Raw genomic sequence first — 25,511 nt, 5'->3', positions numbered from 1 at the left:
TGTATGCAATATTGGAACAAATATCACCTTAATTTAAATAGTATTAATTCAAAAATAGAAAAATAATGGCATTACAAGAAGAATTTGAACAGCAAGGAAATTGGCTTTTTAAGTATCGTAGTTTCTTGCCTTTAATCATTTTAGTAATCGGAACAACCCTTTATCTACGAACAGAAATTTACCCCGAAACTTTCATTTTAGAAGAAACACCGTATGAAATATATTACGAAATGTTTGCTCTAATTGTGAGCTTAATCGGGCTTTTTATTCGTATTTACACTGTTGGTCATACACCTAAAAACACTTCTGGTAGAAACACAAAACAAGGACAAGTTGCAGATACGTTAAACACATCTGGAATGTATTCTATTGTTCGACATCCTTTGTATGTTGGAAATTATTTAATGTGGTTAGGACCAGCAATGCTAACTGGACACTTTTGGTTTATCGTTGCATTTACATTATTTTATTGGGTTTATTATGAGAGAATTATGTATGCAGAAGAACAATTTTTAAGAACCAAATTTGGAAAACAATATTTAGAATGGTCTAAAAATGTACCTACTTTTATTCCAAACTTTAAAAATTTTAAAAAATCTAAACTTCCATTCAGTTGGAGAAAAGTCTTGAAAAAAGAAAAAAATGGACTTTTTGCTTTGTTTTTAATATTCTGTGTTTTTGACATTTTAGGAGAGATTATAGAAAATGAAACTGATTATAACTACTTTTTAATTGGAATGAGTTTATTAACAGGACTAAGTTATATGGTTTTAAAATACCTTAAAAAGAGAACACATTTATTAGACGAATTGAATAGATAAAAAAGCACTGTATATTACATTGGCTTCGCTGTCATTGATTTTATATAGAGCCTGTTTGAAAAGGAGACATCTGTTAAAAGCGACTTGAAATTTAATGTATTCAGTCGCTTTTATCTTTTAAAAAAGAAACATCTGTTGCATTATGACTAATCAAATAAAGTGAAATTGACTCAAAAAATCACAAACCTACTTGCTAAACTTAACGATCAATTAAGTTTTATAGATTTAGAAATAGATAACCAATATCTTCGTTGTGAAAAGGCTTTAGAAGTGATTTTAAAAACAATAAACTCATTAAGGACGCTTCTGTCAAAAACAAAGTTTAAAACTGATGCAGAAGAAATTAAATTTTTTAAAGAAATAAAGCCACAGTTTACCTCTAAACTAATTTATTATAATACGCTTTTCAAAATTGAAATGAAAAGACCAAATGGAGGAAATCGTATTGTAAAAAAGTATTATAACAATGAGCTGGTTAAATTAAAAGCTTTCTTCGATAATGAGTTAGAGTTTTACAAATACTATCGTTCAGGGAGTACCTATCTAGATCATAAATACTTTTTACGTAGTAAGTTCGATATTAAAATGTCTCTAGATAATTCTTATTTTGAAGCAGATACGAGCTTTTCTACATCCCATGATTTTAAGGTAGCCAAAGTATTGGCTAACGATTTAATTCAATTGTATTTAGAAAATCAATTAGTAATAATTGAAAATAAAGATAATGGAGAAAAATCACAACGCAAACCGAACTTGAAAATGATTTGGACAAGTCCAAAAGTGGCATTAATTGAGCTTTTGTACGCATTACATACTGAAGGTGTTTTTAATAATGGAGCAGCAGATCTAAAAGATATAGCAGAATATTTTGAGAATATTTTCGAAATAAATTTAGGACAATATCGCCGTACATTCCTAGAAATTAGAACAAGAAAAACCAACAGAGCTAAGTTTCTTTCATCGTTAAACGATAACCTTTTGAAACGGATGGAAGACACTGATGAAGGTGTTTAAATAAATCGTACACAACGTAATCCGTGTTGTGAACAAGCTTAATTAATTCACTTCATATTTGCCAAACGAAAGTCAAATCACATTAATAGCTGCTGCCGACAATGAGAGTTCGAGGAGGTAGCTATTTTAAACTAAAAACTTTATTATGGCAGCAACAATTATCACTACAGAAGATCTTCAACAATTCAAAGAAGAATTACTGGAAGACATCAAAGCTATTATGAATCATCAATCAGGATTCGCGCCTAAAAAATGGCTCAAATCACCAGAAGTTCGCGACCTGTTAAGCATCTCACCAGGAACATTACAAAATCTTCGTATCAATGGCACACTACCTTACACAAAAGTCGGTGGAGTCATCTATTACGATTACGAAGAAATTTTAAAAGTAATGGAAGAAAACCGCATCCATAACAAATTCTAAAGAAGAAAAAATGACATCTATATTAATTCTGTAGTAAAATCAAGTCAATGAGTAGTGATAGGCAATGGAGCATTGCCGAAGCGAAGCGGTTGCAATGCGCATGATAAATCATTGATGCAGATTTTCAAGGAATTAATATGAAGTCTTGATTTTTTGTTTCGTTTTGCATCAAGGCAAAATGAAAGGGTAAAAAATATGCAAAAAGTAAATTATAGGATCGAGCGATTAAAAAACATCCAGTGGATGTTATTAGCGAAGAGGCCGGCTGGCGCATTGGCTTTAAATCTGATGTACTAATATGCAAGAAGTAAATTACATTAAACATCTCAATGAGGTATTTGTCCAATTCTCAAAAGACAGTCGTTTAAACCCAACTCACATAAGCTTATACATAGCCTTATTCCAGTTGTGGAATTCAAACCGATTTTTAGAAGAGTTTTTCATAAACCGTGATGAGGTTATGCAACTATCTAAAATAGGCTCTAAATCTACCTATCACAGATGCATCAAGGAATTAAACCATTGGAAATATATCGTGTATTTCCCATCACACAATCCGTATCGTGGAAGCAAAATTAAGATGTTCAAATTCGGGACAAGTTCTGGACAATTAGTGGTACACAACTCTACTCAAATCGAGACAAGCAGTGGACAAGCACTGGTACCTATATATAAACATATACAAACTATAAAAAACAAAAACATTAATAAACAGGGGAATTTTAAAAAATCAAATTTTAATGATTCTGAAAACAGTACAAAACATAATCGAACTGTCTCAAATCAAGACAACCTAAAGACTACTAAAAATAAAAACTACAATGAGCCTTTATGAAAAATGAGCAACCACATATCATTATTGAAAAAGGGGTGCAATACAAACTTGGCAAACTAAAAGATAATCACATTCTTTACGATTTCCAAAAAATATTAATCTACCTCGATGCCAAAGGAAAATTGTTATTCGGTAAAAATTTTAAAATTTACGAAGAAGATGAGGTGGTACTTTACAAATTATGTATCTATTTCATCCGTGATTTTGAAGCTTGCGAAAAACTAAACATCGACCCAAACAAAGGCATTTTATTATCTGGTCCAGTAGGTTGTGGTAAAACTAGCTTAATGAAATTATTAAGACACATTGTGCCACATCATAAACCTTATGAACTAATTCCAGCAAGAAACATCACATTTGCTTTTAACAATATCGGCTACAAAACCATTCAAGAATATGGTAATAGTAGTTTTTACTGTTTTGATGATTTAGGCGTAGAAACAACCGGAAGACATTTTGGTAAAGACTGCAATGTTATGGGTGAAATCCTTTTATCTCGTTACGATTTATTTCTTCAAAGAAAAATCAGAACCCACGCCACTACAAATTTAAATGCACAAGAATTAGAAGAAAGATATGGAAATCGAGTCCGCTCAAGAATGAGACAGTTGTTTAATCTGATAGCTTTTAATGAGCAAAGTATTGACAAGAGAAAATAATGCACAACACCGACACAACACCGATAATTTCCCATTAATACACCAAGGTAAATATTACCTTCGTTTTCAAAACGAGGGCAAAAAATCTTAAAAATAGCCCTCGTTAATAATATTTTATTTGCAATCAACTACACAATTTGTAGTAAATCGCAAATTAAACTTTGGCAAAAAACTCAAAATTAGCCAAAGCTTAATTACCAAAAGCAAACTATTATTTTCTTACTACCCTACTTATTCTCAAATACTTTTTATACATTTGTTCATGTTTTACATTTGTTCACGAATAATGAACATTTAAAAATAATGAACAAAAAAGGTTGGCAATAATGAATGAAATAGATATTTTAAATAATGCAATTCATAATTTAGAAAAGGACATTCCAATAATTTGGAACTGGAAAAATATGGATTACAATAATGATATTGGTATCGATGGAGAGTTAGACTTAATAATAAACAATCAAAATATTTTAATGGTTGTTGAAGTTAAGAAAGACGTTAAAAACCACCAGTTATTTAACATAATTGAATACAATAACAGGTTTGAAAACTTTTTGTTGGTAGCGGAAAAATTATATCCAAAGGTAAAGAAAGAACTGCGAGAAAATCAAGTAAATTATCTTGAGGGTAATGGTAATGTGTATATTAATAAAGCAGGTGTTTTCCTTTATATCGATACAAATAAAACTGCCAAAAATCAAAAAGAAAAAGGAAATCGAGCTTTTACAAAAACAGGGTTAAAAGTAGTATTTCACTTTTTATTGCATCCTCAACTTATAAACCAAACGCAACGAGAAATTGCTGATATTACCAATGTTGCGTTAGGTAATATTCCGTTGATTATAAATGGATTGTTGGAAAACAACTTCATCTTAAAACTAAATAAAAATGAATATGTGATTAACAATTATCAAGAGCTGTTAAACAAATGGATAACAGAATTTGAACAAACATTAAAACCCACAATATTCAAGCAACGATTCAGATTTCAAAATGAAAATCAAGACTGGAGAGCATTACAATTAAACAATGAAAAAACGGTTTGGGGAGGTGAACCTGCTGGAGATATTATGACCAACCATCTACGTCCGGAAAATTTCACTTTGTACACCAACGAAACCACAAGAGATTTAATGATGAATTATAGATTATTACCAGATGATGAGGGTAATATTTGGGTATATGATAAGTTTTGGACAATGGACTTTAATAATATAGCACCAGCAGAATTGGTCTATACCGATTTGATTATTAATGATGATAAAAGAAGCAAAGAAACAGCTAAATTAATTTTTGATGAGTATATCCAACCAAACATATAAACAGCTTTCAATTCCCTATTTTAAAGAAGTTTTTGACTGTATTGATAAAGTAATGGTAAAACTAAACGTGCCTTATTATCTTATTGGTGCAAGTGCTATAGCTTTAGAGATTTTAAAGAAAGGAATAAAACCAAGTAGAGGTACAAAAGATATAGATTTTGCCATAATGATAGCTTCCCTACAAGAGTTTGAAACAATAGTAAAAGAATTGAGCAACTACGGCTTTAATAAAGTAGAAGCACCCTGGACACTCTACAACGATAAATTTAATATAGTCATAGATTTATTGCCTTTTGGAGAAATTGAAGAAAATTTCACAATCAATTTCAATGAACGTTATACCGATTTACACGTTTTAGGTTTTAGCGAGGTATTGCAAAATCCAGAAACTGTACAGATAGAAGAAAAGTCAGTACAAATCCCATCCTTATCAGGAATGGTTATTTTAAAACTAATTGCCTGGAGCGACAGACCTGAAGAACGCGATAGTGATTTATACGATATTTTAAGAATCATCGAATATTATTTTGACTTGAATTTTGATGAAATAGTAGAACATCACAACGACACCTTTCCTGAAGAGGAGGATTTAGATCAACTTAAAATAGCCGCAAGAGTTTTGGGCAGAAAAGCAAGTCAATATTTAAATGTATCTGAAGCAATTAAAAGCAGAATTTTAAACACATTAAACGATAATGTTTCGGATGCCAAAAATTCAGCAATTGCAAAACAATGGGTAAGTAAAAAAGAATGGGATTTAGAATATGCTGTTCAAATTTTGGAAGAGCTTAAACTTGGAATAATAGAAAAAGTAAATTAAATGGCTGGAGAAGCAAGTGTATTTCAAACAGGTGGAGGCGGTTTTGACTATGAAAACTATGTGCAATCATCATTTTTATTACAAATGATGATTAATGGTGTTATTCCTTCATTTCCTAATGGTAAAATTATTGAAATTGGATTTCAAAATAAAAATAAAGGATATCAAACAGATGATTTGTTCTTTAAGATTGAAGAAAATAACATTTCCAAAAGAGTAATTTCTCAAATAAAGTATAATATTCCTATTTCGTCAAAGAATGAAGTTTTTTTAGAAGTAATAAAAGCTTTTTGGGATGATTTTAATAATACCAGTCATTTTGATAAACAAAATGATAAAATGTTCCTTATAAAATCTAGCCTAACTAATAATGATAAAAATCATATAGCTTATTTATGCCAAATAGCTTATAAACAGAGTAATTCAGAAGATTTCTTCTCTGAAGTTAATAGAGTGAAAATAAAGAAAGCTGCTCTTGATATCTTTGAAGAAAGTCTAACACTAGCTAAAGGAGAAACTATTACTGAAGAAGAGTTATTCCAGTTTTTAAAATGCTTTCATTTATTGGCTTATGATTTTACTGCTGAAGCCAGTACAGATGAAAACTATACGCTTAATCTTATTCAATTATCAAAGTCTAAAGATGTAGTAACTACCCCTAAAGAAATTTGGAGTGTGATTCTTAACGAAGTTGCTACATATAATCGAAATGGAGGTAGTATTTCAAATGATGATTTAAAGAATTTTGAACCACATAAGTATTTTGATTTATCTATATCTTATGACGCTTATTCTTCATTTAAAAAAATACACCAAGATGGAGAACTACTTTTAAAGCCATTCAAAAACACAATAAAAGGCTTTCATATAGATAGGGCAAACATTAAAAAGTCAATAATACAATCTTTAAATCAATCTGATATTTCAATTATTACAGGTTATCCTGGTGTTGGCAAATCTTCGATTGTAAAAGACATTTTAAGTGGAGAGTTATTCGATACAGTCCCTATAATTTTTAAGGCAGACCAACTTAATAAGACTTCTTTAGCTCAAGTATTCAGTGAAGTTGGAATAAACCATAGTTTAATCGATTTATTTAGTTTAATATCAACACTTCCAAATAAAATTATTGTAATTGATAGTGCAGAAAAATTATTGGAAGCACAACCCGATTCTGCTTTTAAACAATTATTATCAATTATTTCTGAAAATAAGGGTATAAAACTTTTAATGACCTGTAGATCTTATGCGGTTAACGTGATTAAGCAAAAGTTCGGTATTGACTCTGAAAAGATAAATGTTGTCGATATACCTCTTTTAAATGATGATGAAATAGAGCTAATAAGAAATGAATTTCCCCAACTAACCAATTTCCTTTCAAATAGTAAAATAAATGAAGTTTTAAGAAGTCCTAAATATCTTGATTTTACAGTGTCAGCAATAAAAGAAAGTGAAAACATATCGAGTGATATTAGTTATTCAGAATTTAAAGAGATACTATGGAATGAAGTTATAGAAAATTCAACTGTAACAAAGAATGGTCTTCCAAGAAAAAGAGGCCTTACTTTTATGCATATAGCTGTAGGGAGAGCAATAAATATGAGATTATTTTTTGAACCAGAAGATGACAAAATAGATTATGAAGCGGTAGAGCTTTTGGAAAGTGATAATATAATAATTAGAAGTGGTAATAAATTTCAGTTTTCCCCTTCTCACGATATTTTAGAAGATTGGGCATTAATAAGATATATAACCTCAATTGAAAATAAACTTTCTAATAAAGCGGATTTATTTAATCAACTTGGTAACCAACCAGCTTTACGAAGAGCTTTTAGGTTATGGATTGAAGAATTACTTACTAATGATATTGATACAGTAGCAAACTTAATTTCTTTGACATTAGAAGACGACTCGATTCCTACATATTGGACAGATGAAATACTTACAGCTGTTTTTAGGTCAGATGATTGCAGTTCTTTTTTCAAATATTTCTCTTCAAAATTATTGGAAAACAATTGTATGTTTTTGAATAGGTGCATTCTGCTTATAAGAACTACTTGTAGGGAATATAGTTTTAACAAAGAAAACTCTAAAGACATTTTATTTCCTGTAGGTTCTTGTTGGGAAGAAATGTTATGCTTTTTATCTTCAAATATTTTAGAAATAGAAAGTATAAGGAAGTCTATTTCAAATTTTTTACTGGACTGGGAATATAAATTTCTTTTCCAATTTAAGCTTTGTTCTATTAAAGAGATAGAAGCAGCAAATATATTGGTTTTTCATTATGTAAAAGAAATGTACGATGGAAGTGACCTTTGGGGTTATTCATCAAAAAACGACTATCAAAAGACAAGCTTTGTATATATGCTTTTTGGTTTTGCGTCTTATTGTAAAGATGAATTAAAGAAATTCATTGAAGAATGTAGTTCAAATACAGATGAGTATGGAAGATTAAAAGGTTTTAGTGAATTGGTAATTAAAAAGGCTATAGGTGGTGTTAGAAATGGCTTACTAATTAAAGAATTACCGGATACATTAATTCGCATAGCGAACAAACATTGGAAACGTATACCACCTGAAAGTCTACCTAAAAGAGAAGGCCCTTTTGGATTTTCTTTTCCGGAACGTAAAGAAAGAGAAGATGCCTGGGGTATAACAAAGACTAGATTCGATTTTTTTCCGTCTGGGATTTATAAAACTTTTGTTTTTAATTTATTAAGATATCATCCTTTAAAGGCTGTAGCTTTTATTTGTGAGTTCACTAATTATATAGCATCATCTTATAAAGAATCTGATTTTAGTGTAAAAGAGGAACTAAAGGAAATTAAAATGATGTTAAATGACGGTAATGTAAAGACAATCTATGGAAATGAGTATTTATGGAATGCGTATAGAGGCACAACTGTAACTCATTACTTGCTTGAATCCATTTTAATTAGCCTTGAAAAATATTTATTAGAAATTGCTCGATTTGAAGTTCCTGACAATAAGTTATTAAAGACAATAACCAATTATTTATTAGAAAATTCAAATTCAGCTACAATAATTAGTGTTTTAACCAGTGTATTTATAGCTTATTCAAAAGCATTTGGGGATACCATTTTACCAATTTTAAGAGTTAGAGAGTTTTATGAATGGGATACACATAGAGCAACAAGAGAACATTCCGCTACGGCAATTTATGATCAAAGAATTTCTTATGCCCAAAAAGAAAAAGGAGAATTTAATAGACTTCCACACAGAAAGAAATATCAACGAGGTCTTCGAGAGTTTATACTTCATTATCAAATAAATAATGGTTTGCTTAATAAAGAACTACAAGTAATATTCGATTGTTTTTATGAAAATTGTAGTGATGATATTTTTTGGGAAAAGGCTATTACTGAAATGGATGTGAGAAAATACAAGACATCATTTGTTGATGAAAAAAAAGGGGTTTTTCAGTTAGAGGTTAACTATCCAGAACCGATTTTTAATGCTGTTGAAGCTTTTACAAAAGAAAATGAGAATGATAATCTTTCTTTACACTATTCTCATTCATTAAGGCAGGTTAAAGAAAAAAAATCTGAAATGTCATTTGATGAATGGGAGACTATTTTCAAACACTTTTCTTCAGATGAAATTGAGAATACAATGTGGGATTCACCTGTAACATTATCTGTTTTGGGCCTAAATTTATTTTATGAAAAATTAAGTAAAGTTCAAAAAGAGTATTGTATTGAAACTATTATTGATGCACTGGAACAAATAATAAAAGAAACAAATGATAGAGGTAGTTTTAGCCGTTTGTATGGGTATAATATATTGGAAAAACAATTAACGATTGAATCTATTCATTTACTATATAAATTCAGTGGAGGTGTTGTTGATGAGGAAGATCTTGATGTACTTGTTACATACTTACTCATTAGTCATTTGGCAGACCACGAAATAAGAGATTTTCAAAAATATTTCAGAAAAATTTTCAGTAAAGAATTACCGGAAAAGGCTCAAAAACTAATTATTGTACTAATAAAATATGCGAAATTCTATAGTGAAAATAGGGTAAATCAATATCGTAGCCAACAAGAAACAAAGTGGTACAGAGAAAAGGAATTTGAATTTATTAAAAGCGTATTAATCGAAAGTGATTTGCCTGAAACTTCTTCTTTGTCTTTTGAATTGTATGAATCACATTTTTTAAACAATGCTTTACTTCTAATAACTTCAAGTGTGAATATTGAGTTCTTTCAAAATTACATTTTGAAAATGTGTGAATTAATTTTAGAAGACTTAAAGTTAGAAGATGATTTGTCATATTCTCGTTCAAGAAAATCTCGAAAAACAAATTATACAATTCTTGTTGACTTACGTTTTTATTTTAACGAGGTTCTTTTGTTTAATGATGTAAATTTCAGCAAATCGTTAATAGATAAATTATGCAATCCCATTCTAAATAACGAGTTCAAGAATATGCACAATATTAAAGATTTGTATGAGCTTATAACAGGTGTTTTTAATACAACCGTCACAAGGTTGGATGATTTAATTAATGAAGATAATGATGTAGAAAGGTATAGAAATCATTTTTGGGAATTATGGTATTATCTTTTCAACAAAGTTAAAGAATCAAGTAAGTCTTATTTTGTGAAAGAACTTTTGTTAGATGTTAATGAAAGATTTTGGTCAATTAAATCAAATAACTGGAAAGGGTTTGTCAATTATAAACCCCAGTATAATGAGTTTATAGATTACTTTAAAATTAAATCTTTGCCACATATAATTTCAGTTTTTTCTACTTTTGGAGAAAAAGTTTTTCTTCCATCAGGAATTAATTTAATAGTGAAAAATTTAAAAGAGGATGATAGCATTTACAAAAGTTTAGACTCGTCAAATGCAGTTAAATTGATTCAAGTACTTTTCAATAACCATATACAAGAAATTAAAGAAAGTCAAAGTTTGATAGAGGATTTTGTTTATATCCTAAACAAGATGATTGATTTAGGATATTGCGAAGCTTATTTAATAAGAGAGTGTGTAATTACCTATAAAAAAACAGTATAAATCCCCACAAACCAAAACCCAGTTTGTTGCAAAAGCAAAAATCCTCTGTCTTTTGGTTTGTTCCGCTTCCCATGCTCATGTAGTGTTTAAATTGCCAACGCTTATGCAGCACATTACAGCTTGCTTACTCGTACCTCGTTCACAACTGTAAAGAGCTACACTTTGCCAAAAGCTATTAATTTAAACACTACCCAAAGCTATGTTTACATAACGGGTAGTTATAGTAGCATTCATTCACTTTCTGTACTATAACGCCATTATGTAAAATATCCGCCATTCCTACGCTCAATTCCGAACTTCAATTGAAGTATAGAACATACAACTTTGCCACTTTTCCCCACCACCCTTTTCAGCGGTGTAGGTTACAGCAATTATTAATGTTTGCCAAGTGTCTGCGGTAGGATGCATTTCATTCGCTCAATCCCTTATCAGGGAATCACTCTTTTCATTTACCCACCTCAACACCGCGCATAAAAAAAGAGCATTTTTAGAAAATGCCCTTTATTTACCTTTCCAACCGCTTAACATCAATAATCACTTCCACCTACGACACTTTGCCCCGATAAAAGTGATAAACTTTTTGAGCAGTAGAGAAACAAAGAAACTAACGATAGCACCAACAACAGCCAAAATAATAGTAGTAATCAAATCCTCAACACCAATATTAACGATTGATGAAAAGAAAGTACCGCCAACAATGGCAGACTTGGTGTTATAGTCCATCGTCATCCTCATCAGTTTCGGAATTTTCATCATCAGTAACAACCGCTTGACTTACTGCGGTGGCCACAGTTCCAGCAACGGTCATATAAGTAGCAATGGTTACCACAATGGCAGGCATTGTTATTGGTGCAGCTATGATAGCACCACCTGCAGTAGCTAAAGCGATACCAATATTTCGTAAAGTTTTAAAGAATTTTGGAGTTGGTTTTTTATAACGCTCTGCAATGTTCATAATTCTGTGATTTAATAGTTAATAAAATGGTTTCTTTTCGGTCTTTAGCCTGATAAACCAAAGACAACAGTTTTTGCATAGCATCTTTTGAATAAACACCTTTACCAATACCACTTAAATAAGTTACTGGAGCAATACACCCTTGAAGCTCTTTTAGGGCATCATTCGCAGGATGAAAGAGAATAAAACTTCTATCTTTTACAGCCTTCAAAATCAAATGATGCTTAAACCGTTTAGAAAATCGTGGTTCAACTTCATAAACACCTTCAGGAATACAGGAAATGTTTCGCTTGTTATCGTTCCAGGGCAATTCGATAGTATGACAAAGAAATCTATCAGAAGTAAAGAGAGTACCGTTGGTACCCTCTTTAAAATAAGCTCTATGCAACACTAATTCCATACTTACGGCGTATCTACAATAACAACAGCTAAAGCATTGTAAGCACCGTTCTTAAGTGCATACATTTGTCCGTTTACCTCTTGATAAAACTCAATACCAAGCACTTGTACAACAGGCAAAGTTGAGTTAGCAGTTAATGAAGCTGTTAAGGCAATAGCAGCCGTATCGGCAGCAGTGTAAGGAAGAATAGCAGTCTCATCATTTTCAAATGTTGAGGTTTCATTCTCAAAATCCAATTCAGAAGCACCCATTACCACCTTAAAATGGGTTGTTCCTGTAGGAGCTGCAATCCTAACCGTTGGAGAAAATGCATCAAGGTTAACCGTAGCATCACCAGAAACACGGTCAAATGCATTTGTAAATGGAGCAAATAAAGTTGTTCCTAACTTACCATTCAAATTGAATTCAAAGCTTTCCAATAAGCTTAAATTACCATCTTGAAGTGTTCTTAATCCTCTTTCATTAGTAGTGTCAGTCTTAACAATTGTCAAAAGATCTTTTGTCAAACGAGAAACCACTCGTTTGTCTTTTGCATTCTGCAAAAGCATACGAATAGCATTTCGTAATACTTTACCACCTTTACCTGCACGACCAAATTCAGAACCATTTTCACGGGTTCTTTGAAACGCAGGATCATTCGCAATACGATTGGCATCAACACCACCTTTTTCGCGTGCTAGATGTCCGTCAGTTGTTTTGTAAAAGGAAATACCACCAATAGTTCCTTTTAGTTTAATAATTCCAGTTTGTTTTGCCATAATAATTCGTTTTTTGATTAATATTTCAAATCACGTAACTTTGTGTATTACAGTAAAAAAGTAGATTCCGTTTTTGGTCATACATTCCGATAAAACCAAAAACGTCATTAAAATATTGATAACACTATCGTGTTGTCAACATTTTAACAACGCATCATCACCATCATCATAAATTAATTATGTTTAATCCATAGATAAAGCATACATAAAGTATCATGAATCAGAAAAGAGCTTGCATATACCCAAAAGATATTCAGCGTATCACAGGACGTAGTGAACGTTATGGGCGTAAGCTTTTAAATGATATTAGAAACTACTTTGGAAAAGAATCTTACCAATTTATCACAATAAAAGAATTCGTTGAATACAGTGGAATTGAGGAAGAAATTGTCAACAAATATTTAATAGATTAATCATAATATTTGATGTAAATTGACTGGTTTTAATGGAGTTAAAATTGTAAATTTGTAGTAAGACGTTCAGATAAATAATACTATTTCAAACTAACAGATAGGTCTACAATTCGGTTCACACTGTTTTAGTCTACTTCTGAAAGTATTGATTTTACTGTATAGTGGCGGTTTAGTTATCATCCTGCCACCCCGACGACCTAGTAATAGGAAAAAGCAAAACACTGTTAATTGTATGATTATCAGTGTTTTTTGTTTTTATGCATTTTATTTGATATCAAATAAAAGCATCTATTCTGGATCAAGTCCAAAATCTGGGTTTTTACCATTTTAAGAATATAATTTAATCAAGCGATATAAGAAGTATTCCGTATTCCTGACTCCCCTAAATTGAGATCTAAAAGCCTTTACTTTGGCATTAAAGGATTCAGCTGAAGCATTAGTACTTCTGTTTATAAAATAGTTGAGTACAGAGCGGTAATTTAAAGTAATACTATTGGCTACCGTTTGGAAGCTCTTAAATCCAGACTCCTCTACATCTTTGTACCAGTGGGCTAGTTTGGTGTAAGCTACTTTAATATCTATGGCTTGGTTAAAAATATTCCTCAAGCCTTGAACAAGTCCATAAGCTTTCTTTAATTCTGGGTATTCATTAAACAATATCTGTCCCCTCTCTTTCTGATTTGGAGTCCATTTATCTGGGGATTTATACAGTAGATATCTACTCCTGGCCAGGAGTTGTTTTGAGCTATCACCATTAGAAAAAGTTACAGGTTTAAATTCTTTGTCGGCAGCTCTAGATAGCTTTATCTGTTCATTTTCTTGATCCAAAGCTTCCCATCGGTATTTGATACGAAGATCTTGGAGCGCCTCTATTGCCAGCTTCTGTACATGGAACCTGTCTGTTACTTGGATGGCTTTCGGGAAACATTTAGTGGAGATCGTTTTCATAGAGTTAGCCATGTCTAAGGTAATCTCTTTCACTTTAGCACGCTTCTTTGCTGGGATCTTCAAGAGTTGTTCGATAATAGGCTCCACTTTAGTTCCGTGGAATATCCCAACTAAAGCCCCTTTCTTTCCTTTGGCCTTCTTATTGGTAATGATGGTATAGAGCTCTCCCTTGGACAGCGCTGTCTCATCAATGGATAAATAAGAACCTAAGTTTTCAGGGAAAACAAGCCACTGTTTAGCATGACTCTTATGCTCCCATTGCTTAAAATCACTTAAGTGATCCTTATAATGTCTTTGAAGCCTTTTTCCGGACATACCATACTGGTGCCCAAGTTGTTGGCTGCTCAGAGCAGTATTATCAGTCGATTTCTTTTAAAAAAGCAGCAAACTCTTTTGATATTCGAGTTCCCTGTGCAATAAATTCATCCCATTCACGACTTACTTTAATCCTCTTTTTATCAAGTAGAACGTCCCAACGCCTTCGTTTAAGATTTAATGATAGTAGATTGTCTCGAACGGGATAATCCTCGATTATTCGAGGCTCCATGAAGCCACTGGCTTTATACTTGCAATCCTTGTACTTAGATGGTATTTGTTTTTTCTCCTCCAAATATATCGTTAGACGGTTCTCATATAAAACATGCTTTATAGGCTTCTTATCGAATCCAACAATATCAAAATACTCTAATATTCCTTCTGGTAATATTAAACTTAATAAGGATAACTCAGTGTCTTTATTCATCAATATAATTTAAAGTACAAAGAAAATTATTTTTCTCTTTAGACCCAACTTTTGAGATTGATCCAATAAAAGCATCTATTCTCATTAAAAAGGTGTGCAATTCGGTGTGCAGTTTTTCACTAAAAAAGTACTAACTTTAAAGAGCTTTTGGGGAATCATGACCAAAAGTTGTGTTTTATGCAAAAATTTGTATTAATCTAAACAGCAAGAATTCGGTATTTTAAACTTTACACACTTAGTGAGTTACTATCTTTTTAAAAAAAATTTATTGCTGTTGCTGTTGTTGTATGAGTTCTAAATTTTTTTGGTAGCTGTTTTTATTTGAGTTAGGTTGTTTTTCTTCAGGAACTTCAAATTTGTCATTTCCATTTTTAACAGAACTAACTTTTACTTCTACATATAAATAATCATCAACATTGCCTTTAAAGACACCTTTAACGGGTGCACAATCTTTATAGTTTTTACCGGCTGCTAGTTTTACATGAAATTGATTGGCAATGGTATTGTTTGTTGGGTCTACACCAAGCCATCCGTAGAATGGTATATAAGCTTCAATCCAAGCATGAGTAGCTCCTTCACCACGAGAGTTTTCTTCGTTTGGACAAATATAACCACTAACATAACGTGCTGGAATACCTAGCATTCTAACCTTTTGTAGTAAGATATTTGTAAAATCTTGACAAACGCCTGCTTTTAATTTCCAAACATGGTCTAGCTTTGAGTCTACACCAGTAACTCCTTTTATGTATTTAAAATTATTGTAAATGTATTCACTAAACTCAAGTACAATATTGTAGGGCGATATTTTGTTTAAATCTTTAGATTTAATAAGTTCTGCAATACCATCGGTACCATCAAAAGTTGTGTATTTTAAATAATCTATAAACTCTGGATTATGTTTTAAAGATTTTAGTTCTTCCCATTGTTTTTGTATGGGAGCAGAGTTATTTGGTAAATCTATTTCATTGGTTATTACTTCAACTTCTGAAAGTATAGAAAGATAATCATGAGGTTCTATAATCATAAATGTACCTACAGTATTGCCATAAAAATCGGTTCTGGTTTCAATTTTTGGGTTGTTATTTACAACTATTTTTTGTGACACTACTTTTTGAAACTCGTTTTCTATTGGGTATAACATAATTTGACTAGCGCCATCAAATACAAGATTGCTATATGTATACTTGGTAAGGTGTTTTATATAAAACTTAGGCATAATTTGTATTAATTAGAATGTGAAAAATATACCGTATTTATAGAGAATGAAATGTTTCTTATGTCTTCTTTAATTTCTTCAATAAAGTTATTAAGACCTTGTTCATTAATACTTTCAATAGTGGTATATTTTATAGTGCTTTCTAGCTTACCTAGTAAAAAATCTATATTATTTTTTTTAAGTTCATTAGCATCAATAAGCATGTTTATATGCCTGTTAAGTTTGTTAATACTGTAATACAGAGACCTAGGGAATAGTTTGTCTTGAAATACCATAGTGATAATGTGTTTTTCTTCAAAAGCTGATTTATGTTTTTTTAAATAAAGTTGATATCCGCCAATTGAGAGTAGTAGGTTTTTCCAAAAAACACTTCGTTCTAGGCTATCTGAGGTTTTGGCAATTTCAATGAGTTTTAAAGCGGTAAAATCTGATATTTGAATAACGCGTTCTAAATACTTTCCTACATTCATAAAATAATAAGAAGTACCTCTTTCTTGTGTTACATCCATACATCCATAAAACATTAAATGAAAAGCCTGAAGGTTATCTAAAAAAATAATAGGGTCTTCCTCTTTAAGTTTATTAGGCAGGTTGGGGTTGGTTACAAAATGATAGTAATTATTAATACAAAGCCATAACTCTCTTGATATGTGTTCTTGTACACTTCTAGCATTTTCTCTAGCTTTTTTAACAACATTTATAATAGAGTTTGGGTTTTCTGTTTTAAAAACCATAAAATCTATACATTCAATGGGGTCTTCAGTGAGAAAATTGGTAACTCCGGCATAATTCTCAATTATAGGAGACCAAGAGAACAATTCTGGTGCATCTTGATTTGCAGAATAATTCACTTTAAGCAAGCTTAAAATGCCATTACCACGTTCCATATATCTTTCTAACCATATAAGGTTATTTGCAACTCTACTCAGCATAGTTTTGTTTTTTTTATTGAATAACCCAAGTGTCTTTACTACCACCACCTTGGGAACTATTAACAACTAACGATCCTTCTTTTAAAGCAACTCTAGTAAGACCGCCAGGTGTGATTTCTATTCCATCTCTTCCAGATATAGCAAAAGGTCTTAAATCTATACACCTAGGGGCTAATATGCCATCTATACAACAAGGTGCTGTAGAAAGTCTTAAAATAGGTTGCGCAATAAAGTTAGAAGGATTTTTTTTAACTGTTTTAAGGTAGTCTTCTATTTCTTTTTCGCTAGCTTCATGCCCCATAAGCATACCATAGCCACCACTTCCGTCGGTTTTTTTAATAACTAAATTGGTGATGTTTTTTTCAACATATTCAAGTTCATCTGGGTTTTTTAATTGGTAAGTTTTTATGTTATTTAAAATAGGTTCTTCGTTTAAATAGTACTTTATCATATCTGGTACATAAATGTAAATAGCCTTGTCATCGGCTATACCAGTACCTGGAGCGTTTACAATATTAACGTTGCCTTTTCTGTAAGCAGCCATAATACCAGCTACACCTAATACACTAGAGGCATTAAACTCTAAGGGGTCTAAGAAATCATCATCAATTCTTCTGTAAATTACATCAACACGTTTTAAACCATTTGTGGTTTTCATGTACACAAAATGATCATTAACAACTAAATCACTTCCTTCAACTAAGTCTATACCCATGAGTCTTGCTAATGTGGTGTGTTCATAATAAGCAGAATTATAAATACCAGGAGTTAACAGTACTACGTTAGGGGTGGCTTGATCTGACAGTTCTTTGAGTTTCTTGTAAAGAATATTAGGGTAATTAGATACGCTTCTTATCTGGTTTTGTGGTAAAATACCAGGGTAAATTCGTTTTGAGATTTCTCTGTTTTCAAGCATGTAACTTACACCAGAAGGAGTTCTTAAATTGTCTTCAAGTACATAGAATTCTCCGTCGTTATTTCTAATTAAGTCTACCCCAGCAATATGAGTGTAAATATCATGCGGTACTTCTACGTTCTTCATTTCCCTAAGAAAATTAGGGCAGGAGTAAACTAAGTTAGCAGGAATAATACCATCTTTAATAATAAATTGTTCGTGGTAAATATCTTTTATAAATAAGTTTAATGCAGTAATACGCTGTTTAATACCTCTTTCAATTTTATCCCATTCTGTGGCGGTTATAATTCTAGGAATAATATCAAACGGAAATATTTTTTCAATACCCTCATTGTCATTGTAAACAGTAAAGGTAACCCCTTGAATCATAAACAACTGTTTAGCTAACTCTTCTTTTTTAAAAAGATTGTCAGAAGATGTGTTTTTTAAAAAATTAGTAATCTTTTCATAGGGCTGCCGTACTATTTCTTTATGGTTATACATTTCATCCCATGTATTGGGTAATTGATTGTAAAATGAAAACAATTTATTGTTAACCATAGGCATACTTTTGTTTTAATGATGTGTGTTAAATAATGCTCAGTTAATTTAATTAATTTTAAAAAATAATGAAGTGTTTTTCTTAAATTATTAGAAACATTTTTGAATTTAATTAAAATTATTGTTAATAATTATTGTTTGTTTAATTTAGTGTAGGCTTATTTTACGATTTTAAATTAATGGTAATTTTGCTAACTTTTTTATTTTAAACAGAATTTAGTTTTAATGAAAGTAAACTTGAACTAATTCTGTTATTAACCTATTTTACTTTTAATAATTACTGTATTTTTACACTAATGCAAACCCAAATACAAGATTATATTCCGCAAGCAGCTTTAACAAAAGTTTTAAAATTATTAGAGCATGATAACTTGGTAGTTAAAATAAAAAAGGAACGTAAAACTAGGCATGGAGATTATAGACCTTTACCCAATGGCAAGCATCAAATTACGGTAAATTCTAATTTAAATGAATATCGTTTTTTAATTACTCTTATACATGAAATAGCCCATTTTGAAGCCTATAAAACTTTTGGGCGCTTTATAAAACCGCACGGTATAGAATGGAAACGAACCTTTCAGCATTTAATGTTACCATTTTTAAACCCAGAAGTGTTTCCTAGTAATTTGCTGCCTATTTTAGCTACTCATTTTAAAAACCCAAAAGCATCTAGTGATACAGATACGTCATTAGCCTATGCATTAAGGCAATTTGATGAACATAATGATAAAACATATGTATTTCAGTTACCTTTAAATAGTGTTTTTAAACTATATAATGGAAAAGTATTTAAAAAAGGAAAAAAAAGAACAAAACGTTTTGAATGTGTAGAACTTAAAACAGGAAAGTTGTATCTTTTTAACCCAAATGCAGAAGTAGAACCACTAAAAGAATACCATGAATAAAAATTATTACGCTATTTTAATGGCAGGAGGTGTAGGGTCAAGATTTTGGCCAGTAAGTACACAAGATTTTCCAAAGCAATTTCACGATATGCTTGGAACAGGAGATACTTTAATTCAAAAAACATTTCAAAGATTAGCAAGATTAATACCTAAAGAGAATATCTTCATTTTAACTAACAAGCGTTACAATGATTTGGTTTTAGAACAGTTGCCTGGTGTAGAACAACGTCAAGTGGTTTTAGAACCCGCAATGCGTAATACAGCACCTTGTATTTTATATGCATCATTAAAAATACAAAAAGAAAATCCAGATGCCGTTATGATTGTGGCGCCAAGTGATCATTGGATTGAAGATGAGGAAACTTTCTCAAAAAACGTAGAACAAGCTTTTGAGTTTTGCTCAAATAATGATGCGTTAATGACCTTGGGTATTCAACCAACATTCCCAAATACAGGCTATGGTTATATTGAGTTTGATAAAACTTCAAACCAAGTTATAAAATCTGTAAACCAGTTTAGAGAAAAACCAGATTATGACACTGCAAAAGAGTTTATTGCACAAGGAAACTTTTTATGGAATGCAGGTATTTTTATGTGGAATGTTAAAACGGTTGTAAATACTTTTGAAAAAAATCAACCCGAATTATTCCAACTTTTCAAATCAGGAATGTCTGCGTATAATACCAATTCAGAAGCGGCTTTTATAGAAGAAAATTACCCAAAAGCAGAAAACATATCGGTAGATTATGCCATTATGGAAAAATCTAAAAACGTTTATGTAATTGCTGCTGAATTTGATTGGAATGACCTTGGTACATGGGGAAGTTTATACGATAAGCTGGATAAAGATGAACATAAAAATGCAGTGGTTAACTCTAGAACACTTGTTGATGATGCTACCGGAAATATGATAAGAACCAAAGCTAATAAAATTGTAGTTGTTGATGGTTTACAAGATTATATTATTGTTGATAAAAATGAAGTTTTGCTTATCTTTCCCAAATCAAAAGAGCAAGACATAAAGAAAACACTCCAAAAAGTAAAAGATAAATTTGGGGAACAATATGGTTAAACATGAGTGAAGAAAGTAAATTTAATTTCTCTGAAGAAGAGGTTTCTCAAAAAGATGAAGCAGTAGCTCAAAGTAAAGAAGCTATAAAGAAGGATGCACAAGGGTTATTTCAAAGCATCAAGCAGTTTTTAAGTGAGTTATTAGCCTTTAGAGAAGATACTGATAGAGATGCTACTATTGCAGCAATAAAAGGCGATATTCCCTTTAAAGGGGCTACCGCGTGGATTTTAATTTGTTCCATTTTTGTTGCGTCGGTTGGGTTAAATGCTAACTCAACAGCAGTTGTTATTGGTGCCATGTTAATTTCGCCACTAATGGGACCAATTCTAGGTGTGGGGCTTTCAATAGCTATAAATGATATTGATACGCTTAGAAAATCTCTAATAAACTTAGCAGTTATGATAGTGTTAAGTTTAATTACAGCCTTTTTGTTTTTTAGATTTTTTCCGTTAGGAAGTCAAGAAACATCAGAGCTTTTAGGAAGAACTAAACCCGATTTAAGAGATGTGTTAATTGCATTTTTTGGTGGTTTAGCACTTATTATAGCCAGAACTAAAAAGGGAACCATTGCTTCTGTAATATTTGGTGTTGCTATTGCCACCGCTTTAATGCCACCTTTATGTACTGCTGGTTACGGGTTAGCAAAAGGCAACTTCGATTATTTTGGAGGCGCCATGTATTTATTTAGTATTAATACTATTTTTATTGCTTTAGCCACATTTCTTGTTTTAAAGTTATTGCGTTTCCCTATGTTGCGTTATGCTAATTCTAAAAAACGCAGAAATATTTCTAGGTTAGCATTGTTAATTGCAATTTTAGTTATGGTTTGGCCTATTTACACTTTTGTTAAAGTGTTTAAAGAAAGCCAAATGGAAAATGAATATAAATTGTTTTTAACAGATGAAATAGAGTCTAATGAATCACTTTGGCTTCAAAGAGAAAAACTAGACCCTCAAAACAATAAAATTACGCTGTATTTTAATGGCGAAATAAATCAAGCTACAGAGACTGATTTAAGGAATGAACTGAACAAGTATGAAAACATTAAAGATTTTAATTTAATCATTAATGGTAATAAAAATGTAAGCGCAGAACGTTTAATGGATTTGTATGATAAAGCGTTATTGACAATTGAAGAAAGAGATAGTGTTATAATTAATTTGAACAAAGAAATTGAAGCACTCAATTCAAACAAAGGCATGTTAAATGTTGATGATTTTACACACCTTGCTAAAGATGCTAAGATTAAATTTACCGATTTAGAATCTTTTGGTTTTGCTAAAATGTTAAAATCTAATGATTTTAAAAATGCAGATACTGTAGCATTAGCTAGTGTTAAATGGAATACTTCTTTAAAAGATAGTATTATTTCTATTAAAGAAAAAGAACTTCTTACTTGGATTAAAAAGGAATTGAAACTAAAAAATATAGAGATAAAAAGAGATTAATAAAACAAGTTTCTTAGATGTAAAATAAATGCGCAAAACTAATTGTAATGATAAAACCAGTTATAATAAGTGCTGTATAAAAAGCGATAATTAATCGTTTTCTTCTATATACATTCGGCGGACTTTTTTAAACAGGTTAGAGGAGTATACAAAATCGGTTACCGATTGATTATCGGTTTTAAAAATGGTTTTGTTAGAGCCTTCCCATTCTTTTTTGCCATTTTTTAGAAAAACAATTTTTTCACCAATTTCCATTACAGAATTCATGTCATGAGAATTAATAACCGTAATTATTTGGTATTCATCTGTAATTTCTTGTATAAGGTTATCTATAACAATAGCTGTTTTGGGGTCTAAACCAGAGTTTGGTTCGTCACAAAATAAATATTTCGGGTTGTTAACTATGGCTCTAGCAATGGCTACACGTTTTTGCATTCCGCCAGAGGCTTCACTAGGCATTTTAAAATGAGCGTCAGGTAGATTAACGCGTTTTAAAACAAAATCGGCACGGTCTTCCATTTCACTTTTACTCATTTTAGTAAACATTCGTAGCGGAAACATCACATTTTCAACAATGCTCATAGAATCAAAAAGAGCACTTCCTTGAAAAACCATCCCTATTTCTGCTCTTAAATTTCGTTTTTCTGCTTCAGAAAGTTCTGCAAATACTTTTCCGCTAAAAGAAATTGTGCCTTTCTCATAAGGAAAAAGGCCTAAAAGACATTTTAAAAAAACGGTTTTTCCAGAACCACTTTGTCCTATAATTAAATTGGTTTTTCCTTTTTCAAAAGAGGTACTTATACCTTTTAAAATTTCGGTATCACCAAACGATTTATGTAAATTATCAACTACTATCATTAGCCTAACATCATGCCTGTTAAAATATAATTTAATAGAATTATAACTACTGATGTCCATACAAAAGCAGTAGTACTAGCTTTACCTACTTCTAAGGCGCCTCCCTTCATATAATACCCGTAAAAGGAAGGTATAGTTGCCAAAATAAATGCAAAAACAAATGTTTTTATAAAAGAATAGGTGACGTGAAAACCGTCAAAATCTGTTTGTAAGCCTAGTATATAATCTTCTAAACTTGTGTATCCCCCAAAAACACATGCAGCCATACCACCAAGCATACCTAAAAACATACCAATAGCTATTGCAAATGGATACAATAATAGCGCTATAGTTTTAGGGAAAACTAAGTAGTTTAAAGAATTTATACCCATAACCTCTAGGGCGTCTATTTGTTCTGTAACTCGCATGGTTCCTATGCTAGAGGTAATAAAAGAGCCCACCTTACCAGCCATAATTATAGAGGTAAATGTTGGGGCAAACTCTAGAATTACAGATTGCCTTGTTGCAAAACCTACTAAATATCTTGGTATTAATGGGTTTTCTATGTTTAACGCAGTTTGGATGGTGATAACACCTCCAACAAAAAATGAAATAAAAGCTATAATTCCTAAAGAGCCAATTATTAAATCATCAATATCCTTTAATATTAATGTTTTCATAACAGACCATTTAGTTGGCTTGCGGAACATTTCTGCAACCATTAAAAAATATTTGCCAATATTATGGAGATACTTCATAAATAAAATGTTACTGCTAAAGTAAAAAAAACTTGGAGGTATTTAACCTTAATTTTAAATAATGATGTATTAATATGTGTATTTTTGAAGTCTATAAATCTAAATTTAAAATGAAATACTTAATTACACTTTTATTAGCGTTAGTTTTAGCTACACCATCTGTAGCACAAGAAGAAAAACCTAAACTGGTTGTTGGCATTGTGGTAGACCAAATGCGTTACGATTATTTAACACGTTTTGAACATAGATTTGGTAATGGCGGTTTTAAACGCATGATAAATGAGGGTTTTAACTGTAAAAATAACCATTATAATTACATACCTACTTATACAGGGCCTGGGCACGCTTCTGTTTTTACGGGTACTACGCCTAAAACTCACGGTATTATAGCCAATAATTGGTATGATAAATATGAAAAGAAAATGGTGTATTGTGCCGAAGATGATTCGGTTGAATCTGTAGGTACAACTTCTAGCGATGGAAAAATGTCACCACAACGTATGAAAACCACAACCTTTGCAGATGAAAATCGTTTGTTTACACAAATGCGAGGGAAAAGTATTGGTATTTCTGTAAAAGATAGAGGTGCTATTTTACCTGCTGGTCATTCTGCAAATGCAGCTTATTGGTTTAGAGGTAAAAGTGAAGGAAAGTTTATTTCAAGTACTTATTATATGAAAGATTTGCCAAAGTGGGTAAAGGAATTTAATAATTCTAAAAAGGTAAAATCTTATTTAAAAGAATGGAATACACTGTATAAAATAGATACCTATAAAGAAAGTGGAAGCGATTTAAATGATTATGAGCGCGGATTTACAGGGAAAAAAACTGCTACTTTTCCGTATAATTTAAAAAAGTTGAATAGATTAAACGGTGGTTTTGATATCTTAAAATCAACACCATACGGTAACAGTATTGTTGCAGATTTTGCTATTGAAGCCATAAAAAATGAAGCATTAGGTAAAGATGAATATACAGATGTTTTAACAGTAAGTTTTTCAAGTACTGATTATATAGGACATAATTTTGGTGTAAACTCAAAAGAAATAGAAGATACCTATTTGCGTTTAGATAAAGATTTAGAGCGTATTTTTAAAACGCTAGATAAAAGAGTTGGAAAAGGAAATTACACGGTGTTTTTAACAGCAGACCATGGCGCTGTAAACGTGCCTAGTTATTTAAAAAGCGTAAAAATACCATCTGGGTATTTAAATAATGGTGAAGCAAAAGAGCAATTGAAAACCTTTATGGTAAATAGGTTTAAGGCAGATGATTTAATTGAAAACGTTAGCAATAATCAAATCTTTTTAAATAGAGAAAAAATTAAATCGCTTGGGTTAGATTTAGTAGAAGTTCAAGATGCTATTGTAAATGAAATTATAAACTATAAGCATGTTTATAAAGTGTTTTCGGCTCATGCACTAAGCACAAACGAATATACCACAGGTATTGAAGCACTATTACACAATGGTTTTAACCAAAAACGTTCTGGTGATATTTTAATTATTCCAGATCCTGCATATATTTCATATTCTTTAACGGGGTCAACACATGGCAGTGGTTTAAATTACGATACGCATGTACCTTTGTTATTTTTTGGTAAGGGTATACAGCATGGTGAGACTTACAAAAAAACTGTTATTCCAGATATTGCACCAACTATTTCAGCTTTATTAGGAATTAGTTTTCCTAACGGTGCTAGTGGTCAACCATTAGAGTTTGTTTTAAAATAA

At 31.3% G+C, this 25,511-nt stretch carries 23 protein-coding genes; 13 read left to right on the top strand and 10 right to left on the bottom strand.

Annotated features, from left to right (window positions below; translation table 11 throughout):
* Positions 1–65: 65 nt before the first annotated feature.
* The 8 genes from BWZ22_RS03890 to BWZ22_RS03855 all read left to right on the top strand — a co-directional run bounded on the left by BWZ22_RS03890 (position 66) and on the right by BWZ22_RS03855 (position 10,938).
* Positions 66–821: an isoprenylcysteine carboxylmethyltransferase family protein gene (locus BWZ22_RS03890; RefSeq protein ID WP_076698125.1), complete on the top strand. Its 756-nt coding sequence runs from the start codon at positions 66–68 to the stop codon at positions 819–821.
* Between the two features lie 165 nt (positions 822–986).
* Entirely contained in the window at positions 987–1,835 is an 849-nt protein-coding gene (locus tag BWZ22_RS03885) for an RteC domain-containing protein (RefSeq protein ID WP_076698124.1), read from the top strand.
* Positions 1,836–1,980: 145 nt separating this feature from the next.
* On the top strand, positions 1,981–2,259 hold the full coding sequence (locus BWZ22_RS03880; RefSeq protein WP_076698122.1) for a helix-turn-helix domain-containing protein: 279 nt from the start codon (positions 1,981–1,983) through the stop codon (positions 2,257–2,259).
* Between the two features lie 298 nt (positions 2,260–2,557).
* Positions 2,558–3,094, top strand: a complete 537-nt coding sequence (locus BWZ22_RS03875; RefSeq protein WP_076698120.1) for a hypothetical protein — start codon at positions 2,558–2,560, stop codon at positions 3,092–3,094.
* Positions 3,091–3,753, top strand: a complete 663-nt coding sequence (locus tag BWZ22_RS03870) for an ATPase (protein WP_076698119.1) — start codon at positions 3,091–3,093, stop codon at positions 3,751–3,753. The genes BWZ22_RS03875 and BWZ22_RS03870 overlap by 4 nt, the downstream gene beginning before the upstream one ends.
* Positions 3,754–4,079: 326 nt before the next feature.
* Complete coding sequence (locus BWZ22_RS03865) at positions 4,080–5,075, top strand: type IV toxin-antitoxin system AbiEi family antitoxin (protein ID WP_076698117.1); 996 nt, start codon at positions 4,080–4,082, stop codon at positions 5,073–5,075.
* On the top strand, positions 5,050–5,895 hold the full coding sequence (locus BWZ22_RS03860) for a nucleotidyl transferase AbiEii/AbiGii toxin family protein (protein WP_076698116.1): 846 nt from the start codon (positions 5,050–5,052) through the stop codon (positions 5,893–5,895). The genes BWZ22_RS03865 and BWZ22_RS03860 overlap by 26 nt, the downstream gene beginning before the upstream one ends.
* Positions 5,896–10,938 carry a hypothetical protein gene (locus tag BWZ22_RS03855; protein ID WP_076698114.1) on the top strand — a complete coding sequence of 1,681 codons (5,043 nt, stop codon included), beginning with the start codon at positions 5,896–5,898 and terminating at the stop codon, positions 10,936–10,938.
* Between the two features lie 712 nt (positions 10,939–11,650).
* Here the strand turns inward: BWZ22_RS03855 and BWZ22_RS03845 are convergent.
* From BWZ22_RS03845 to BWZ22_RS03835, 3 genes are read right to left on the bottom strand one after another with little or no spacing between them, the layout of a single operon-like run.
* A complete protein-coding gene (locus tag BWZ22_RS03845; protein ID WP_076698113.1) occupies positions 11,651–11,893 on the bottom strand; it encodes a hypothetical protein in 243 nt (80 codons plus the stop codon).
* Positions 11,871–12,293 (bottom strand): DUF5675 family protein, encoded by a 423-nt coding sequence (locus BWZ22_RS03840; RefSeq protein ID WP_076698111.1) that lies wholly within the window; start codon positions 12,291–12,293, stop codon positions 11,871–11,873. The genes BWZ22_RS03845 and BWZ22_RS03840 overlap by 23 nt, the downstream gene beginning before the upstream one ends.
* A 2-nt stretch (positions 12,294–12,295) precedes the next feature.
* Complete coding sequence (locus BWZ22_RS03835; RefSeq protein WP_076698110.1) at positions 12,296–13,051, bottom strand: hypothetical protein; 756 nt, start codon at positions 13,049–13,051, stop codon at positions 12,296–12,298.
* A gap of 215 nt (positions 13,052–13,266) precedes the next feature.
* On the opposite strand from BWZ22_RS03835, the gene BWZ22_RS03830 reads away from it, so the two are divergent.
* Entirely contained in the window at positions 13,267–13,464 is a 198-nt protein-coding gene (locus tag BWZ22_RS03830) for a hypothetical protein (RefSeq protein ID WP_076698108.1), read from the top strand.
* 327 nt (positions 13,465–13,791) lie between these two features.
* Here BWZ22_RS03830 and BWZ22_RS03825 read toward each other — a convergent pair whose 3' ends face one another.
* From BWZ22_RS03825 to BWZ22_RS03805, 5 genes are all read right to left on the bottom strand, one after another.
* Positions 13,792–14,727, bottom strand: coding sequence for a transposase (locus tag BWZ22_RS03825; RefSeq protein ID WP_076697213.1), 936 nt, complete (start codon positions 14,725–14,727; stop codon positions 13,792–13,794).
* 43 nt (positions 14,728–14,770) lie between these two features.
* Positions 14,771–15,154, bottom strand: a complete 384-nt coding sequence (locus BWZ22_RS03820) for a hypothetical protein (protein WP_076697215.1) — start codon at positions 15,152–15,154, stop codon at positions 14,771–14,773.
* 265 nt (positions 15,155–15,419) lie between these two features.
* Positions 15,420–16,370 carry a transglutaminase family protein gene (locus BWZ22_RS03815; protein ID WP_076698107.1) on the bottom strand — a complete coding sequence of 317 codons (951 nt, stop codon included), beginning with the start codon at positions 16,368–16,370 and terminating at the stop codon, positions 15,420–15,422.
* 8 nt (positions 16,371–16,378) lie between these two features.
* Positions 16,379–17,302, bottom strand: a complete 924-nt coding sequence (locus BWZ22_RS03810) for an alpha-E domain-containing protein (protein ID WP_076702258.1) — start codon at positions 17,300–17,302, stop codon at positions 16,379–16,381.
* Between the two features lie 13 nt (positions 17,303–17,315).
* The gene (locus tag BWZ22_RS03805; RefSeq protein ID WP_083692427.1) at positions 17,316–18,758 is read right to left on the bottom strand and encodes a circularly permuted type 2 ATP-grasp protein; all 1,443 of its coding nucleotides are present in this window, start codon (positions 18,756–18,758) and stop codon (positions 17,316–17,318) included.
* A gap of 296 nt (positions 18,759–19,054) precedes the next feature.
* On the opposite strand from BWZ22_RS03805, the gene BWZ22_RS03800 reads away from it, so the two are divergent.
* Genes BWZ22_RS03800 through BWZ22_RS03790 form a run of 3 tightly spaced genes read left to right on the top strand, consistent with a single transcriptional unit; the run spans position 19,055 to position 22,183 of the window.
* Positions 19,055–19,663: a SprT-like domain-containing protein gene (locus BWZ22_RS03800; protein WP_076698104.1), complete on the top strand. Its 609-nt coding sequence runs from the start codon at positions 19,055–19,057 to the stop codon at positions 19,661–19,663.
* Complete coding sequence (locus tag BWZ22_RS03795) at positions 19,656–20,735, top strand: mannose-1-phosphate guanylyltransferase (RefSeq protein ID WP_076698102.1); 1,080 nt, start codon at positions 19,656–19,658, stop codon at positions 20,733–20,735. Before BWZ22_RS03800 ends, BWZ22_RS03795 begins: the two co-directional genes overlap by 8 nt.
* A gap of 2 nt (positions 20,736–20,737) precedes the next feature.
* Positions 20,738–22,183 (top strand): DUF389 domain-containing protein, encoded by a 1,446-nt coding sequence (locus BWZ22_RS03790; RefSeq protein WP_076698101.1) that lies wholly within the window; start codon positions 20,738–20,740, stop codon positions 22,181–22,183.
* Positions 22,184–22,273: 90 nt separating this feature from the next.
* On the opposite strand, the gene BWZ22_RS03785 is transcribed toward BWZ22_RS03790, so the two are convergent.
* Both BWZ22_RS03785 and BWZ22_RS03780 read right to left on the bottom strand, forming a co-directional pair.
* Complete coding sequence (locus BWZ22_RS03785; RefSeq protein WP_076698099.1) at positions 22,274–23,041, bottom strand: ABC transporter ATP-binding protein; 768 nt, start codon at positions 23,039–23,041, stop codon at positions 22,274–22,276.
* Positions 23,041–23,778 (bottom strand): ABC transporter permease, encoded by a 738-nt coding sequence (locus BWZ22_RS03780; protein WP_076698097.1) that lies wholly within the window; start codon positions 23,776–23,778, stop codon positions 23,041–23,043. Before BWZ22_RS03780 ends, BWZ22_RS03785 begins: the two co-directional genes overlap by 1 nt.
* A 110-nt stretch (positions 23,779–23,888) precedes the next feature.
* Between BWZ22_RS03780 and pafA the strand changes: the two genes are divergently transcribed.
* On the top strand, positions 23,889–25,511 hold the full coding sequence (pafA, locus tag BWZ22_RS03775) for an alkaline phosphatase PafA (protein ID WP_076698095.1): 1,623 nt from the start codon (positions 23,889–23,891) through the stop codon (positions 25,509–25,511).

The organism is Seonamhaeicola sp. S2-3, assembly GCF_001971785.1.
Lineage (GTDB): Bacteria > Bacteroidota > Bacteroidia > Flavobacteriales > Flavobacteriaceae > Seonamhaeicola.
This window is presented reverse-complemented; position numbering and strand designations above follow the sequence as displayed.

Coding starts and splice junctions, on each gene's coding strand:
- BWZ22_RS03800 (WP_076698104.1), top strand. CDS start 19,055: ATGCAAACCCAAATACAAGATTATATTCCGCAAGCAGCTTTAACAAAA.
- BWZ22_RS03830 (WP_076698108.1), top strand. CDS start 13,267: ATGAATCAGAAAAGAGCTTGCATATACCCAAAAGATATTCAGCGTATC.
- BWZ22_RS03890 (WP_076698125.1), top strand. CDS start 66: ATGGCATTACAAGAAGAATTTGAACAGCAAGGAAATTGGCTTTTTAAG.
- BWZ22_RS03785 (WP_076698099.1), bottom strand. CDS start 23,041: ATGATAGTAGTTGATAATTTACATAAATCGTTTGGTGATACCGAAATT.
- BWZ22_RS03825 (WP_076697213.1), bottom strand. CDS start 14,727: ATGTCCGGAAAAAGGCTTCAAAGACATTATAAGGATCACTTAAGTGAT.
- BWZ22_RS03810 (WP_076702258.1), bottom strand. CDS start 17,302: ATGCTGAGTAGAGTTGCAAATAACCTTATATGGTTAGAAAGATATATG.
- BWZ22_RS03790 (WP_076698101.1), top strand. CDS start 20,738: ATGAGTGAAGAAAGTAAATTTAATTTCTCTGAAGAAGAGGTTTCTCAA.
- BWZ22_RS03855 (WP_076698114.1), top strand. CDS start 5,896: ATGGCTGGAGAAGCAAGTGTATTTCAAACAGGTGGAGGCGGTTTTGAC.
- BWZ22_RS03880 (WP_076698122.1), top strand. CDS start 1,981: ATGGCAGCAACAATTATCACTACAGAAGATCTTCAACAATTCAAAGAA.
- BWZ22_RS03805 (WP_083692427.1), bottom strand. CDS start 18,758: ATGGTTAACAATAAATTGTTTTCATTTTACAATCAATTACCCAATACA.
- BWZ22_RS03860 (WP_076698116.1), top strand. CDS start 5,050: ATGAGTATATCCAACCAAACATATAAACAGCTTTCAATTCCCTATTTT.
- BWZ22_RS03835 (WP_076698110.1), bottom strand. CDS start 13,051: ATGGCAAAACAAACTGGAATTATTAAACTAAAAGGAACTATTGGTGGT.
- BWZ22_RS03865 (WP_076698117.1), top strand. CDS start 4,080: ATGAATGAAATAGATATTTTAAATAATGCAATTCATAATTTAGAAAAG.
- BWZ22_RS03840 (WP_076698111.1), bottom strand. CDS start 12,293: ATGGAATTAGTGTTGCATAGAGCTTATTTTAAAGAGGGTACCAACGGT.
- BWZ22_RS03820 (WP_076697215.1), bottom strand. CDS start 15,154: ATGAATAAAGACACTGAGTTATCCTTATTAAGTTTAATATTACCAGAA.
- BWZ22_RS03780 (WP_076698097.1), bottom strand. CDS start 23,778: ATGAAGTATCTCCATAATATTGGCAAATATTTTTTAATGGTTGCAGAA.
- BWZ22_RS03795 (WP_076698102.1), top strand. CDS start 19,656: ATGAATAAAAATTATTACGCTATTTTAATGGCAGGAGGTGTAGGGTCA.
- BWZ22_RS03875 (WP_076698120.1), top strand. CDS start 2,558: ATGCAAGAAGTAAATTACATTAAACATCTCAATGAGGTATTTGTCCAA.
- BWZ22_RS03845 (WP_076698113.1), bottom strand. CDS start 11,893: ATGAACATTGCAGAGCGTTATAAAAAACCAACTCCAAAATTCTTTAAA.
- BWZ22_RS03870 (WP_076698119.1), top strand. CDS start 3,091: ATGAAAAATGAGCAACCACATATCATTATTGAAAAAGGGGTGCAATAC.
- pafA (WP_076698095.1), top strand. CDS start 23,889: ATGAAATACTTAATTACACTTTTATTAGCGTTAGTTTTAGCTACACCA.
- BWZ22_RS03815 (WP_076698107.1), bottom strand. CDS start 16,370: ATGCCTAAGTTTTATATAAAACACCTTACCAAGTATACATATAGCAAT.